Annotated in this window: 11 protein-coding genes and 2 pseudogenes; 11 read left to right on the top strand and 2 right to left on the bottom strand. The window is 35.8% G+C overall.

The window, feature by feature from the left end; genetic code table 11:
- The first annotated feature begins 104 nt into the window (after window positions 1-104).
- The 11 genes and pseudogenes from RB160_RS15685 (at window position 105) to RB160_RS15635 (ending at window position 12,517) form a co-directional block, all read left to right on the top strand.
- Window positions 105-1,455: pseudogene (locus RB160_RS15685) on the top strand (IS1182 family transposase).
- Window positions 1,456-2,105: 650 nt separating this feature from the next.
- Window positions 2,106-2,366: pseudogene (locus RB160_RS15680) on the top strand (DUF2277 domain-containing protein).
- 358 nt (window positions 2,367-2,724) lie between these two features.
- Window positions 2,725-3,225 (top strand): MerR family transcriptional regulator, encoded by a 501-nt coding sequence (locus RB160_RS15675; RefSeq protein WP_316571364.1) that lies wholly within the window; start codon window positions 2,725-2,727, stop codon window positions 3,223-3,225.
- A 15-nt stretch (window positions 3,226-3,240) separates the two neighbouring features.
- Window positions 3,241-3,699 (top strand): SRPBCC family protein, encoded by a 459-nt coding sequence (locus tag RB160_RS15670; RefSeq protein ID WP_316571363.1) that lies wholly within the window; start codon window positions 3,241-3,243, stop codon window positions 3,697-3,699.
- The gene (locus RB160_RS15665) at window positions 3,699-5,294 is read left to right on the top strand and encodes an MFS transporter (RefSeq protein WP_316571362.1); all 1,596 of its coding nucleotides are present in this window, start codon (window positions 3,699-3,701) and stop codon (window positions 5,292-5,294) included. Before RB160_RS15670 ends, RB160_RS15665 begins: the two co-directional genes overlap by 1 nt.
- A 1,410-nt stretch (window positions 5,295-6,704) precedes the next feature.
- Window positions 6,705-7,517 (top strand): DnaJ domain-containing protein, encoded by an 813-nt coding sequence (locus RB160_RS15660; RefSeq protein ID WP_316571361.1) that lies wholly within the window; start codon window positions 6,705-6,707, stop codon window positions 7,515-7,517.
- Window positions 7,518-7,904: 387 nt separating this feature from the next.
- The gene (locus tag RB160_RS15655) at window positions 7,905-9,005 is read left to right on the top strand and encodes a DNA polymerase III subunit gamma/tau (RefSeq protein WP_316571360.1); all 1,101 of its coding nucleotides are present in this window, start codon (window positions 7,905-7,907) and stop codon (window positions 9,003-9,005) included.
- A gap of 953 nt (window positions 9,006-9,958) precedes the next feature.
- Complete coding sequence (locus tag RB160_RS15650; RefSeq protein WP_316571359.1) at window positions 9,959-10,177, top strand: hypothetical protein; 219 nt, start codon at window positions 9,959-9,961, stop codon at window positions 10,175-10,177.
- 409 nt (window positions 10,178-10,586) lie between these two features.
- On the top strand, window positions 10,587-11,552 hold the full coding sequence (locus RB160_RS15645) for a GIY-YIG nuclease family protein (RefSeq protein WP_316571358.1): 966 nt from the start codon (window positions 10,587-10,589) through the stop codon (window positions 11,550-11,552).
- A 345-nt stretch (window positions 11,553-11,897) separates the two neighbouring features.
- Window positions 11,898-12,137 (top strand): helix-turn-helix domain-containing protein, encoded by a 240-nt coding sequence (locus RB160_RS15640; protein WP_316571357.1) that lies wholly within the window; start codon window positions 11,898-11,900, stop codon window positions 12,135-12,137.
- The gene (locus RB160_RS15635; protein WP_316571356.1) at window positions 12,119-12,517 is read left to right on the top strand and encodes a hypothetical protein; all 399 of its coding nucleotides are present in this window, start codon (window positions 12,119-12,121) and stop codon (window positions 12,515-12,517) included. The genes RB160_RS15640 and RB160_RS15635 overlap by 19 nt, the downstream gene beginning before the upstream one ends.
- Before the next feature lie 18 nt (window positions 12,518-12,535).
- Here RB160_RS15635 and RB160_RS15630 read toward each other — a convergent pair whose 3' ends face one another.
- Window positions 12,536-12,826 (bottom strand): helix-turn-helix domain-containing protein, encoded by a 291-nt coding sequence (locus tag RB160_RS15630; RefSeq protein WP_316571355.1) that lies wholly within the window; start codon window positions 12,824-12,826, stop codon window positions 12,536-12,538.
- Window positions 12,827-12,843: 17 nt separating this feature from the next.
- On the bottom strand, window positions 12,844-14,940 hold the full coding sequence (locus RB160_RS15625) for a hypothetical protein (protein ID WP_316571354.1): 2,097 nt from the start codon (window positions 14,938-14,940) through the stop codon (window positions 12,844-12,846).
- Window positions 14,941-15,685 lie beyond the last annotated feature (745 nt).

Genomic DNA, 15,685 nt, shown 5'->3' with positions numbered 1-15,685 from the left:
CCAGGGTCTCGACTATCCCGCTACTCCCGCAGGAGTCGCCACCCTACGTTCCAATCAACTAAAATTTCCTTAATATAAGAACACTATGTATGAGGTGACCTGTCATGATGACTAAAAATCAAGCCAATGAACGTGAACAACTGGAAATGCTAACCATCGATCAATTGGTTCCTGAAAATCATTTAGTACGCAAATTGGAATCGGCCATTGATTTTTCATTCATCTATCCTATGGTAGAGCACTTGTATTCTGGAGTTGGTCGGCCCAGTATTGATCCAGTCGTTCTCTTTAAAATAACTTTTATACAATACATATTTGGCATACGTTCCATGCGCCAAACCATTAAAGAGATTGAGACCAACATGGCATACCGGTGGTTTTTTAGGGTTTGGTTTCTACACAGAAGTCCCGCACTTCTCTACCTTCGGTAAAAATTACGAGCGCCGCTTTTATGATTCCGATGTGTTTGAACGGATCTTCTATCGGATCTTGAAGGAGATTATGGATAGGGGGTTGTTGTCTCCTGAACATGTATTTGTGGATTCCACACATGTAAAAGCGAGTGCCAATAAACGCAAGTACGACAAAAAACTCGTTCGAAAGGAAACCCGCGCCTATGAAGAAAAGCTTCAATTGGAGCTTAATTTAGATCGGGAGAAACACGGGAAAAAGCCATTTCCTCCCGAGAAATTTGAAAAAGAGGAATGGAAGGAAATCAAGGAAAGTACGACAGACCCTGAAAGTGGCTATTATGTAAAGGATGAGCGAACGAAACAATTTGCCTATTCGTTTCATGCCGCCACGGATGAAAAAGGATTTGTGTTGGGGACCATCGTCACTCCGGGCAACATACATGACAGCCATATCTTACAGCCACTTGTCGAGAAGATAATTGAAAAGGTGAAGAAGCCACTTGCTGTCGCAGCCGATGCAGCCTATAAAACGCCCGCGATCACGAATTTTCTATTGGAAAATCAGATGTTGCCTGCCCTTCCTTACACCCGTCCAAAAACGAAAGATGGGTTCTTCCGAAAGCATGACTATGTTTATGATGAGTATTACAATTGCTATCTCTGCCCGCAAGGGCAGGAATTAAAGTACACGACAACAACGAAGGAAGGGTATCGCCAGTATAAGTCAAACCCAGCGATTTGTGCTTCCTGCCCATTCCTATCAAAGTGTACAGAAAGTAAAAACCATCAAAAGCTCATTCAGCGTCATATTTGGGAGCCGTACTTGGAAGAGGCAGAACATTTGCGACACACGGATGAGATAAAACAGATATACGCCAAACGGAAAGAAACGATTGAACGGGTCTTTGCAGACGCGAAAGAAAAGCATGGTATGCGGTGGACAACCTTACGAGGCCTTAAAAAATTGTCCATGCAGGCGATGCTTACTTTTGCTGCAATGAATTTGAAGAAACTGGCCAATTGGACATGGCAAGTTGCATAAGAATACTCGAAGAGTAAGATCCTGGGGATAATTATCCTCGCATAACCTTAAAAATTTCCACGAAAATGACAAAAGGCCGGGAGAGGGTGCCCTCTCCCGGCCTTTTGTCGACAATCTGAGAATATTATAGGTATAATATTCATTGCTGTTATAATTATCGCTTTTTATTTAGGAGTGTTATGCAGTATCCTATTTTTCCTTAGTCTTGTTTCCTTCTTGGAAATTAAAATTGTTAGTTGGACATCCGTATTAGTCTTTTCCTTTTGCATAATGATTTGGTCAGTTCCCTTCGAAATTATTAGTTTTTTAATGGATATTCGCATAAAAAACAAACCTATAAAGAAAGTGGTATGGTCGGCAACCATAATATTAAACTTTATAGCTTTTATTATTTTTGTTAGTTGGTTAAATTCACATTTACAAGGGATTTATTTATCTGATATTGGATTAATTTTCTATATCATCATAATAGCACTCCTAGTTTCAATTATTATCAAAGGTGGTAATCGTCTAAAAGATTCTGACCACAAGCAAAACATTTAATGTTACAGCTAACAAGTGCTTGAAAAAATAGGGATTAAGCACCTTATCTAAAATGCCTTATTGTACAATCGGGGTAGTTTAGTGAAAGTACAACCAACTAGTCCAACATCAGTACATTATTTAATTTCGACCCACCAGCTACCGAAGAAGAGATTCATGCAGCATCTCTTTAGTACGTCAGAAAGATAACGGGTTATAACAAGCCCTCAAAGGCGAATGAGGAAGCTTTTATTCGTGCAGTCAATGAGATTGCAATGGTTTCTAGAGAACTATTGAACATACTGGTAACGAGTACCGAGCCACGGAATCGTGAGGTCGAAGCTGAGCGTGCTCGTACTAGAGCAGCTAAAAGGTATGGAACAAATTAGAGGACTAAAGAATAGAAAAAAAGTGAAAGCTTTTTTGGATTTTTCATTATTCCACAATTGGCTTAAGTTGAATAAGGACAGGTTCATAGACAATGGAAACTCGCCAAAATATGGCGGGTTTTTGCTTTTTTATATGCCAATATCGATGTGCAGTCGAAAATAAATACTCAGCAGCTGTATGTGATAATCTTAAGAAAAATAAGGGTGTTCTATGGGGGATGGGACTCCGATAAGATTTAGGATCCCTTCTATACTTTTTATCTCTTTAAAATAAAATTTATATATTAACTTGACCATTACGTCACGTAATGGTTTATATTAAAGCCACCGGTAATTAATAGTCGCGCGAAATGAGGGGATGATCATTGCAGGTAAGAAATATTGGAAAGTTGGGGAACTTGCCAAATTAACAGGGTTAACCGTTCGAACATTGCGGTATTATGATCAAATAGGCTTGTATTCTCCATCTGGATATTCTAATACAGGATACAGGTTGTATAACGAATCTGACCTTACGCGTCTACAACAAATACTCGCATTAAAGGAACTAGGTTTATCACTCGATGAAGTTAAATCGATTATAGCTGATAACAATTACAATCCATTCGAAATTGTATCGCTTCAAATCGATCGACTTAGAGAACATATCAGAATTCAACAGAAGCTTTTAAAAGAATTACAAAATGTATCGAGTCTGATGGAAATGGAAGAGCCGTTGTCGGTTGAGAATTTCACAAAATTATTAAGCATGATGAAAAAGAGCCATGAAAAGTTTTTTACTGAACGACGATCAAGTATGGATCACCACTTCGACAAGCTTGGCGACTTTCTCGACAAGCATTCAATTGAACCAACCTAAAGGGAGGAATAAAGAATGAACAAACGCTTTGCAACACACGACACTTTTGTCATTGAAAAGACCTATAATGCTCTACCTGAACGAGTGTTCGCCGCCTGGGCCGATCCCTTAGCCAAGGCAAAGTGGTTTCCGAAGGCTGACGAATTCGACTTTCGAGTTGGCGGACGTGAGTACAATCAAGGTGGTCCCAAAGGGGGACCAGTCTTTACCTTTGATGCTTGCTTTCAGGAGATTGTTCCGGATCAGCGTATTGTCTATTCCTATACGATGGATCTTGATGAAACACGTATATCGGTATCCGTGACCACGGTAGAGTTCAAGCATGCAGAAGCTGGCACTCAGCTCATCTATACCGAGCAAGGAGTCTTCCTCGACGGCCATGATACGACAGCCCAGCGTGAACACGGCACCAATATCATGCTAGACAAACTGGGCGAGTATCTACAGAAAGAGTCAACAGTGGAGAAAAATTGATGACGAATACTATGACCGGGTCTAACCAGCAGGTGGGCATACGAGAGTGGATCGGGCTAGCGGTATTGGTTCTGGCATCCCTGCTTGTTGCAATTGATCTCTTCGTGTTGGTTTTGGCGCTACCATATTTGAGTGCAGACCTGGGTGCCAGTAGTGTTGAACAGTTGTGGATTATGGACATATACGTGTTCATGGTAGCCGGGTTTTTGATTACGATGGGAACTCTGGGGGATCGTATCGGTCGTCGTAAACTACTTTTAATCGGTGCGGCAACATTCGGAATTAGTTCACTGGTAGCCGCATTCTCCACAAGTCCTGAAATGTTGATTGGAGCCCGTGCTTTGCTAGGGGTTGCCGGAGCTACTCTGGCCCCCTCCACCTTGTCATTGATCAGTAACATGTTTGTCAATCCCAATCAACGTGGTGTAGCCATCAGTATTTGGATGGTCGGTGCCATGGTTGGAGCTGCCATCGGTCCATTAGTTGGTGGAGTAATGCTGGAAAATTTCTGGTGGGGATCAGTATTCTTACTGGGTATACCGGCGATGGTGCTGTTACTTCTACTTGGGCCGTTCCTATTACCAGAGTATCGTGACACTAATGCCGGCCGTATCGACCTAGCAAGTGTGTTCCTGTCTCTGGCTGCTATCCTTCCAATCATATATGGAATTAAAGAACTGTCAAAGGACGGCTTGCAAATGTTGAATATCGTAGCGATTATATTCGGCTTAATTGTTAGTGTGATATTCATACGACGACAGCGAGCACTGAATGATCCATTGTTGGACTTGCGCCTGTTTTCCAGCCGTGCGATAAGTACTGCTTTAGGAGGCCAGTTGTTCGTTCCCATGCTGATGGGTGTGATTATGTTGCTGGTCACTCAATATCTCCAGCTGGTTGAGGGACTGACACCATTGAGAACAGCCATCTGGATGCTGCCCACAGTAGCAGCACAAATTATTAGTTTCATGATGTCCCCACTCCTAGCACGTCGAATACGACCTGCTTACTTAATTGGGGCAGGATTAGCGGTCTCGGTGACGGGTCTCTTTTTACTTACCCAGGTTAATGAAGCCTCAGGGTTTGCAATATTAGTGACAGGTTATGCTCTTACCAACTTCGGGGGTGGACCAATAATGACCCTGTCTACTAATATGATAATTGGTTCAGCTCCACCTGAGAAAGCAGGATTAGCAGGTGGGATGTCTCAGACAAGCGCCGAATTTGGTTTCGCACTCGGACTTGCTGTACTGGGAAGCGTCGGAACAGCTGTGTACCGTAACCAGATTGCTGACTACATTCCAGTTGATACTCCACCTATGGCGGCCGGGGCTGCTCGTGACACCCTGGTAGGCGCTACGGAAGCAGCCCAAAAACTCTCTGATCCACTGGGTACGGAACTTCTCGCCATCGCTAGGGAAGCTTTCACCAGTGGGATGAATACAGTCGCGGCAGTAAGTGCAATCATGTTGATTGGTGTTGCAATTTTCACTGTGTCACAATTGCGGCATATTCCACCCAGTGGAGCAACTCAGCTGGAACAGGACGATAGGATTTCAGCAACCGTACCCAGAACCGAACATGAACTAAGCTAGTTATTACTTCGGTTTCGGCTTTCTTATGTGCACAAGGGGAGTTTCGCAAAATCCCTCATTAACGACTGCCTTAGCCGTCTTAAACTTGCTTCTGATTCCAAAAAGATTGGTGCATGGGACCAGAACCTTATGAGTCAATGGCATCCTCGCTATGTACCAGGAGTAAAGGGAGAATCCTTAAGTTTTCCCTAACGGTTCGGTTCAAAGGTGCAAAACTTAAAATAACACATTAATTGGAGGTCGAATTCGCGTAGGAATAAGATCTCCTTTTTTTTATTAATATATTAATGATTTTTATTGAATTAACAAGCCAATTAGCACCATAAATAACATCTAAATTAGCAAGAGCCTGCTAGACAAAAGACACATACTAAATACTGTGCTAAAAAAGGTTCTAAAAATAAGTCGGTTGCTGGAGTTAAACTCTGAGCGGCTACTGCGATCTCTTTTCTTTTTGTGCTAACGGTGCAGTTTAGTGCAAGAAGAATCAAATAGAAAAGCGATTTCAAAATGAGATATTTAATGTTCCAAAGGGGGCAATGCTTTGAATAAATTTCGCAAAACAATAGGGGTTTTATTTTTCATTATAAACTTCTGCTTTATATGGGTTTCTACTAAAATCGCTGAAATTATTGTTGCACTAAGTAGGCTTGACGAGAGTAAAGGGTACATTATAACCGAAGCTGAGGAATTTATGCTTTTTCTTGTTATCAGTATCCCAATGTTCTTGATACAATTTCTTTTCTTACTATTTATTTTAATTTATTTTAAAAAAAGGCTATACAAAAAATCATCAATCATACTGAACTTAGTAGCACATTTTCTTCTTTTTTTGTGGTTTGTCTTTAACGTATATCAATTCACAATAAATGGTTATTAAACTAACGGGTGCTTTAACACAAAAAGGAATAAAACTAAACAGCCAAATATATCACCATCCATGAAAAGGGTAAATACCATCGCTTAATCACCAAGAATGAATATTTACTGTTTTTGGGGGATACTAGTTTTTAACCCAGTCAATTCAACTTTTAATTGACCATTTTGTAGCTCATATTTTTTTTAACGAATTATATGGGTCTAATTTCCTTAGCCTATTTTTCATAATTGGAGAATTTAATTTTCATGGTAGTTAAAGGCGAAATGAGCAAATACTTATAGTTAAATAAACATTTAAACAAAAAGGTGAAAAATCACCCAAAATATGCTTCCCCCTATGATACTTTCACTTTTGTACAATTATAGCGTTTTATTCCAAATGATTGAATGATTTATTCAGCTAAATATCCCTGTTACCACAATAAATCCACGTCTCAAGAAGTAGGTCATTTTCCTTTTGGAATAAAATATGGAAACTATTTGAAATCTTATTTATACTTGTTTTATACAATCTTATCTTGGAGTGTTTATATGGAAAAAATTATTGATTACTATGATGTGTTAAGGGTTTCTTATTTAGCTACTGGTGATGAAATTAAAGAAGCTTATAGGACAAAAGTAAAAGAAACTCATCCGGATAGTAAAACAGGAGATACAGAACACTTTAAGTTAGTAAAAGAAGCTTATGTAATATTATCCAATGAAGAGAAAAGAAAAAGGTATAATGATTTTCTATTTAATTACTCCAAGATTAATAGCCCGGTTAATAATTATGAAACTGTAGAAGTGCCACCAAATAAAAAGACAGTGAGTGAAGAGAGGATTCCATCAAAACAAAAGCATTTGAAAAAATGGACATTCCTTTCTCTGGGACTTAATATAGCCATGTTGGTAATCTTACTGTGGGGGTATAACCAATACACGTACACCCAAAAAATAGCTGCAGAAATTCAAACAAAATTAGATAACTCTGAGAATACTCTGATCAAAAAAGAAGATGACTTAAAAGCAGTGAATTACGAAAAAGACTTGTTGCAATCGGATTATAATGAGTACAAAGAAAAAACGGAAAAAGCATTGGCAGCAGTTCAATCAGAAAGTGAAGAACCTATTGTGGAACAATCAAAAGAAGATGGATCTAGGAATAACCCAAATGGTGCGATTACACAAGGTTCCACTAAAGAACATGTGAAAAAAGTAATGGGTACGCCATCCAGCCTTAGTAAAATGCCTTTAGGTGGTGAGACTTGGTGGTATGGCGGGACAGCATTCATAAACTTTGATGCAAACGGTCTTGTAGAAGGATGGACCGATATTAATGGCAATGTGTTGAAAGTACAATAACTAATTAAAAAAATTTTTTCTTAATGACCTTGATATTATGTATATACAGGACCGAACCATCCAGGTCCGAATAGAGAGTGATTACTCAAGTAATGTTTGTTGTATATAAAAATGTTATTGGTTTTGTGGACCAAATTGCTATGCCGGCGATTTGGTCCTTTTGTTTTGTAAGACAATTCAAACGTTATTACTTTGAAGGAATTAGGACCCTTTTTGTTGAATTTCTTATTAAACAACGGGGCAGTGTTAGTTGAAGAAAATTTTTAACTTGTTTCACAATCGGGACATTAAATGGAGTAACAGGACTTCGTATTTTTTTAAATAAATACGATATATTGGTTATGTTGTATGAATCCAAAGCAAATTTCTGTCTAAGGTAGGGTGATTATGTCTGCAATATACACTGCTTATTACGATCTAATAGGAATGGCAGGATTAATAAATTTAAAAAACAATAAAAAGTTTTCAGCAATTCCAGTTTATCCTTTACTGAGAGATATATGTTTAATGATTTACCAAATCAATAAAGAAATTTTAGGGAATTCTATTGATTTGGACCCTAATATTAAGAAAATACGTCACCGTGTAAAGTTGTATGAAAAGAAAAATAACTTTAATGTGTATCAGCGAATAATAGATCAGCATATTAATCAATTTGGAAATGACATAGATAATATAGGGTTTTATTTAGATGGAGAGCAACTAGTTGGGAGTACAATATACAGCACTTACATATTTAAAGACACACAGTTTTTAACTGAAAACCCTAGAGAAAGCGGTACAAATGTATACAATTTTGCAAAACTAGTTGGAGAGACAATTGCAATAGTGCTGGAAAAACTGATAGAAAAATCAAATCACTCTTTACCTCTTCCAGATATCCCATTATTTATATACAGCGATGATAAACCTTATATAGAGAAGGATATTCATAGCAACCAATTTTTTACTAAAGAGCCAAATCAAAATGTCCTTTTAACAAGATTAGTAATTAGTCTTCAAGAAGCCTCGACTTGTGTTTGGCTCTATAATGGAATGCCCGGTGCTAATAGTCTCCAATTTGAGAATTATATATTGTTGAGGTTATTATCAATTAAAGCCGATGAAGTTATGGATAACTTGAAAAATATGCAAAGTTTTATATCGGATATTTTTAACCAAGTGGATAAAGAATGTAATTTTAGCTTTTCAAAGTTAGTAAGCGATTTTGACAGAGAGATAAAAGATGAATGCGTGGAATTAAGAAATATGATTCATTACGATGAGGACGGAACAAATTTTCTAGACTACGTTAACAATAAACTTAGAAATGATAGTAACTATATTAACCATATTAACTATGTGATTGTTAGACACTATATGGAGCCTTTGAGCAAATTAATTTCAAATTACTTGAATATAAATGATACCAGGAGTATGAAGGATTTCGAGAAGATAGTTAGAAGATTACTCTCACTAGCTAAGAGAAAAAATTTTAAAGAACCTTAATATTCTTATGTTGAACCTACCTTAACAAATTATGAGACTGAATTATCTCAAAACGAGCAAATAAAACCTCATTCATTTTATTCCATTAAAGGGAGCGATTGTGGAATAATCGTCCCTTTTCTTATTTAACTAACGGCTGCGTTGATCAAGGAAGGATTAGCGGCCTTTTTTATTGAATTCCTTATTTGACTAACGGGGCAGCATTCCTGTAATGAATGAAAATGGAGTTTGAACAAAAAAATACCCTCTTGGTAGAATGAGAGTGTCCTGAAGCTGGCCACCGAAAAGAACGAAACCCATATACCAGGAGGCTTTAAAATGAATTATAACCAAAATAAGAAGATTGCTCAAATCACTTCTCAAACACTGATTATAGGTGTAGACATTGCGAAACATTAATGAAAGGGAAGAGTGGTACCAAAAACAAAAACCAAGTGAAGAAGAAAAAACCTTATTAAAGAAAATCAATGATTTAAGGGTTCGAACCACCAAAAAAAACCTTTACATACTGAACCAGAGCCTTACTAGACATATCTAAAGAAATTATTTCAGATGATATTATGTCGTTTATCAAAAATTTGGATAATAAAAATGTCAGTATTAAGATAGAAGAACAATGCACTCTGCTACTGTGTAGCGGGTGCATTGTTCATATCTTTTGGGCAATAGATGTGTTAATAATTGTGAATCTTTTACTTTTCTCTTGAGAAGGGTTTATAATTCAGGTGTAAAGAATATATTAAAAAAGAGCCTTCGGCTGGCACCGAAGACTCTGTACAGCAAGCTGCTGATGAGCAGCAACCAAAATGAGCGATAGAAATGACCTACCTTAACATTTGGCGTGCAGGGTAGGTCATTTCTTTTTTTTAGAAGAAATACCAAGAGCGATTACTCAACGATTAAGGTTGCAAAATGACAATGTAAGGTTGAAGGTGCTCCTGAAGCAATAAATATTGGAAGAGAAACAGGTTACATTAACAGATAAAATGAAAGAAGTTTTTCGTAACATTCCGGTGTTAAGGAGTGAAGATATACTAAGAGTGTCCGGAAGATATGTAGCTTTTTTGGAAAGGTTAGTTTTAGAATTTGAAAAAAAATTTGCAGAAGAAGGTGATTCCGGTTTTACTGAAGGATTTTCTATGTCATTTACTAACCCGGATTTATTTAAATAAGAGAGTATTGCCGGTTTTGCGATTTATGGATGGCTAACGCACAAGAATGCAAGAATGCAAGAATGCAAGAATGAATTGCTGCCGCAATCCTTTTTTCTTATTTGGGAGGTTTGAGGAATAAGAAAAATTAGGGTTGGTGTAGCTAACCATATGACTGTTTCGGCTCTGACCACGGAAAGTGTCCACCAGAAGAGGAAATCTAGACGTACTATTATTAAAAATTATCTTTGAATTTTATTAAGATTATAGACAAACCCAGTACTCCTTCTAGTTTTCGGAAACAGGAATCTTGAGATCGGTTTAAGTCCTCTTGCTTTATAGTTTTATATAAAAAAATGAGATTTTAAATGAATAAAATTTATATAAATGGTAACAATGATAGCAAATAAAGGTGGGGGTGGTGGAGGATATGAATAAACAAACTGGGTTTGTATATTTTGCAGATGCTCGTGGAGTAGTTAAAATTGGAAGTACAACTTCCAAAGCTGAGGACCGAATTTTAGAATTATCTAAGGAGTATCCTGGAACTACATTTGAGTATTATCATAAAATATTTACAAACGACTGCAAAGGTTTAGAAAAAGTATTTCACAATTTATTTAAAAGTTATAATACCACTCGAGAATTATATAAATTATCCCTTAAGGAATTAGAAATGATCAAGGAGGGTAATTTTAATGATTTACTAAAGGTATTGGTAAATAATGAAGATGAAAGAAATAAATATCACAGGTACCTAAAGGAAAATATTCTTCCTCATTATGAGGAAAAAAAGTATATAAAAAAACCTCTCAGATTAAATATTGAGATTGAGTTTCATGAAATGCTCGAACAAATTGAAGATCAAACTAAAGGAAAAAAAGTTGACATTGCCAATGATATACTAAAAAGAGGACTGTTATTTTTGAAATTTTATACAAATTTACATAATGTTCAAAGAGCCCAGTCTTTAAAAATAGAAAAAATTTTGGAAGATCATGATAACTATTTAATAATACCTACCACAGATTCAAAACAAAAAAAATCACCTATAAAGGATACCGCCGGAAAAGATACAAATATAAATCAGTTTTTATTGGAATATGCGTACTCAAAAGCTGCATTAAGTGCAAACGATAAGGGAGATTTAATCAAAGTATTATTGCATATTATTAATCGTAAATGGGCCTCAGAAAGAAATTTACAAATGGAGCTGAAAATAAAGGATAGGAGGGGATTTAGAATAATAAACTTCCTTGAAATTCTTGATATTGTAGCTCCCTTAAATAGTCACGATTACAATGAAAGTAGAGGTGGAAGAAAGGTCAATATCACTCGAGCACAAGAACTTTTTCAGTTGTTAAATAAGGATAATATTTCTTTGAGTTATAATTGAATCAAATAATATAATTCACAAAAAGTGTGTTGCCCTAAAGTGCTCCAGCGCAAATCTTAACATTTAATCCCCGGTTCTTCTAATCATTACTAGAAAAATTTGTTTCATAATGATATATAAATCAAAGGACCCGCTTCTTTACTCACTTGAGTAAAGGAGCGGGTTGTTTTATGTCACTTGTACAATTAAGGAACTTTACTAGTGATATTAAAGATAAGATCAAGTTCTAATAGTAACCCAACATGCTCTGACAGGATTATATTAGTTTTCTTGATAATGTTTATATATAGTCAAATATGTGCAAAATGTATAATGTTGGGAATTCTAGAATAAGGGGGAAAGAATATGCTTATAAATAATAAGAATAATTTACACTCCATTTTTGATGTGCCTGATGATACAGTTTTAAGAATAGAAGATATTGCACAATTGACTTCAATGCATCCTGAGAGTGTTAGGCGATGGTGCCGGGAAGGAAAACTTTCATGTTACTGTTTTGGAAAAAAATACATAATAGTGGGTGAAGATTTTAAGAGATTTATGATACAATCAAGAGTTACTCCTCGATGGGCAAGGGAAACCTAATGGTAAAGGGACAGGAATATGTTGTTTTGGCTTTTTTTAAAGAAAAAAAAATTGATTATATTTATTATGAACAAGATAAATTGATTGCATTTCCTTGTCTTAACTGTCAACAAAAATTAAATATGTGTAGTATAACCACTTTTTTTAGCTGTGCATGTGGATATGAAGGTAACCTAATCTCCTTGATAAAAAGCTCTTTTCCAAAGGATATAAGGTTATACAATCCTAAAAAAGAGAAGAAAGAAATTAATAAAATGTTAAATAAGTTAAGCATAAAGAGTTTATCCGATTGCAATAAAAAAACAATAGATAAAGCAATTATAAAAATAAACAACCTTATTGAATATTACGAAAAAAATGGCTCTCCTAATAATAAATAAAAATAGGAGAGCCATAACCTATTTGATAAGATCTTTCCTCCACCACTGATATAAAAATTCTTTAAGGTCTGCCCCTAAAATTTTATATCGACCTGTAGGTGATACTACTTTAAGTTTACCTTGCCGGCACCATCTTCGAACTGTTTCTTCATTTACCTCCAAAACCTCTGCAATTTCAATAGGAGTAAGATAAATTTCGTCGTCAACCATATCAAACGCACGAGGTATCTTTCCAGTATATTCATTCCTATGAAGTTTGAATTCTCCCCACGTATTATTTTGGTAAAACAACATTGTGTTTGCATTCATTTATATCTAACTCCTTTCTAAATGGATGATAGAAACCCCTTTTCGTTGATAAGTTTATTTCTTTCACTAATCCATTCAGTTAAACTCAGTTCTTTCGGACGGCTACGAATTTCTTTTAGTCGTTCATCAATCCATTTAAGTCGTTCTTCATGTTTTGTGACTTCATTATTAGCTGATTGAACAACAATTGACTCTGATCTATTTAAATTCAATTTTTTGTAGCCATGTTTTATCTCCCATGCGTCTAACTTCTCTATATTCCAGGGAAAACTAATTGTTTTATCAAGTACTTGATAAAACTGATCCTCTGAAATAGAAGCAGTATAGTGTTTTTCTCCAATATCTTCTCCCTCTCGATGTCTCATCTGATAATCCGCAGCAACTTTTTGTACACGGTTGGTAATACCGAAAGATGAAAGATCTACATCAAAACCATCAATTAGGTTGTTCATACTTCTTCGGGAAGCTTTTAATTCGAAATCTCTTCTTTGGTCTAAGGACAAAAAGGACAATAATGGTTTGAGTTCCTTGATAAACGTAAATCTACCATCTATTTTGTAACTTCTCTCTGGGGATGTGTAATCTGGCCGAAATAAGTACCCTTGTCCTTTTGCATTTATTGGTCCTTGTTTTTTATAAACTCTACTTAGATAGAAATTAATTTGTTTAACAGTCTCAGGACAGATAGGGGTTTTGTAAATTTTATGTGAGGGGCTTTTCCCACCTTTAGATACTGAGGCGGGTATAGCCAAGATACCCCATCCACGTTCATTCAATTTTAAATAACCGTTACCATCCAGTAAAAAATGTTCTATACGGATGTGGGGGAGTTCCTCAGGTCTAACGCCTGTTTTACAACAAAACATCCAAACAGTGGCCTCTTTTAAAGGGTCTCTAGACCTAGGATTCCTTAAAACTAAGTCTTTGACTTCAATCATTTGCTCACGAGTAAGGAAACTCTTAACACGTTTATTTATATCATCCTCCCTAATCTCATAATCGCTGGTTGGGAATTGCTTTAAAAAGTTTTTAACTCGCAGGTTAAAAGATAAAAATAGTCGATAATTTTTCTCGTCCATAACAGCTTCTTCTTCTGCCTTCTGTAACAAATAGTAATAAAAAGATCTTATCGAATGACCGTAGTTGATTAACGTAGTATCCTTTCTATGCCTATTTATGAATAAGAAGTCATCTCTATTAATGGAGAAGATATCGAATTTATCTGGATTAAAATTAGTTGGATAATCCTCAGCGTAATTGCGATTATTTTCGATAATATCTTCTTGGATTCCGCATCGACCGCAAATAATTAAGCAAAAGATGGATGATAAATGTACCATAATCTTTTTCGTGCGTTTTTGTACATTTGCCAAAATTTTTCTTGATTTATAACCATTATATTCAATAATTCCACCATTTTTAATAAAGGAAATGTATTCCATAATAATGGCTTGTTGTTTTTTGCTTAATAGATGAAACGTCGAGTAATCTTCTTTTCTATAAGAGTATTTTGCACTCAAAGCTTTTAAACCGGGTATTGCTGCTAACACTTGTTCCTCATTAAATAGGGCAGTTCCATGAAGCTGTTCAGGTTGTGGCAACAATCCTTCAGAAGAATATTTCTTTAAGGTGTTAATAGATATCAACTTACTTTCTGAAATTTCTTTAAGTGTTTTATATTTGTTCTCAGTAATTGCTTCTTTCTTAATAAAATAATGTTCCGTTGCATCTTTGTGCCTTGGATCGGGTGGGGTAGTTTTAGGAATAGATATGATATCATCAGCCCATGTACCAGATTTAATGGAGTGAATGATTTCATTGTAGGACTTATTTAATAATTTGGCGGCTGTCCTTGCATGTACGTAACGAGGGTTAGAAGCATAGGAATTATATAATTCTTTTATCTCTTTATATTTTGATTGAAGTAATGGGATAGCATCAGGATGTACAAATAATTTAGACAGACCATTATTATCAAATTCTTTAATTAGATATGGTTGTACTTCTGAAAAACTTAACAAATGAGTTATATTTCTTGAACTTAAACCTGTTACCTGAGCAATTTCCATTCCATTTAATTTTGTCTTGTTAATTTGAAAATCATTAGTTTTCATAGTTTCACCTCATTATCAATTTTGACCTATTTTTGAATATTCATACGCTGGCACATAACACACAAATTACAACAGGATATGGCTCACTTTTCCGCAGTGACTGGGTTTATTCTGTTGTGTTTTGTGTGTATTCTGCATATGCATGAATCAAAAATAAAAAAAGCACGCAAGAATCTCTAAGAGATTTTTGCGTGCTTCGCATTTTATCTTAAATAAATTATAACCAATAGTTTTAATTATTTCAATTACTTTTCTATTTTAAATTAAACCACAAAAACGATAAAACTCCACCAAAAAGAGAACTATATTCGAAAAACCTGGGTTTATGGAGGAAGTTAAACGACATTACGATCAAATAATAAATCATCTAGACGAACTCAATTCACGTGGATTGATTTCTATTTGTAACGATTCATTTAATGAATTTCGCGTTGAGTTTAGATATTAAGAAGTTAGGGGATATTCGTTAACTAGCCCCTTGTATATATAGGTTTGGGAGAGCAAGTCAAGGATATCAGTGGGTTGATGGGGTGTTAAAACAACCTGGTATTGACAATTTTACAGTAGAGCGATTGGTGATAGCGAGTCATTTATTCCCTTTGGACAAGTAGATAAAGTATATATGATCCTTACTTGAGGTAGCTGAAAAAAAGAGAATTCCGTGATAATCCAAGTGGGTCAATGGCAAGCCGGAAATTGGTTGGAGTTAAATTTTTATTCTCTATTAATTCGATAAAAAAATCTT

The organism is Neobacillus sp. YIM B06451 (assembly GCF_032667185.1).
GTDB lineage: Bacteria > Bacillota > Bacilli > Bacillales > Cytobacillaceae > Bacillus_D.
This window is presented reverse-complemented; position numbering and strand designations above follow the sequence as displayed.

Coding starts and splice junctions, on each gene's coding strand:
- RB160_RS15675 (WP_316571364.1), top strand. CDS start 2,725: ATGATCATTGCAGGTAAGAAATATTGGAAAGTTGGGGAACTTGCCAAA.
- RB160_RS15670 (WP_316571363.1), top strand. CDS start 3,241: ATGAACAAACGCTTTGCAACACACGACACTTTTGTCATTGAAAAGACC.
- RB160_RS15665 (WP_316571362.1), top strand. CDS start 3,699: ATGACGAATACTATGACCGGGTCTAACCAGCAGGTGGGCATACGAGAG.
- RB160_RS15660 (WP_316571361.1), top strand. CDS start 6,705: ATGGAAAAAATTATTGATTACTATGATGTGTTAAGGGTTTCTTATTTA.
- RB160_RS15655 (WP_316571360.1), top strand. CDS start 7,905: ATGTCTGCAATATACACTGCTTATTACGATCTAATAGGAATGGCAGGA.
- RB160_RS15645 (WP_316571358.1), top strand. CDS start 10,587: ATGAATAAACAAACTGGGTTTGTATATTTTGCAGATGCTCGTGGAGTA.
- RB160_RS15640 (WP_316571357.1), top strand. CDS start 11,898: ATGCTTATAAATAATAAGAATAATTTACACTCCATTTTTGATGTGCCT.
- RB160_RS15635 (WP_316571356.1), top strand. CDS start 12,119: ATGGGCAAGGGAAACCTAATGGTAAAGGGACAGGAATATGTTGTTTTG.
- RB160_RS15630 (WP_316571355.1), bottom strand. CDS start 12,826: ATGAATGCAAACACAATGTTGTTTTACCAAAATAATACGTGGGGAGAA.
- RB160_RS15625 (WP_316571354.1), bottom strand. CDS start 14,940: ATGAAAACTAATGATTTTCAAATTAACAAGACAAAATTAAATGGAATG.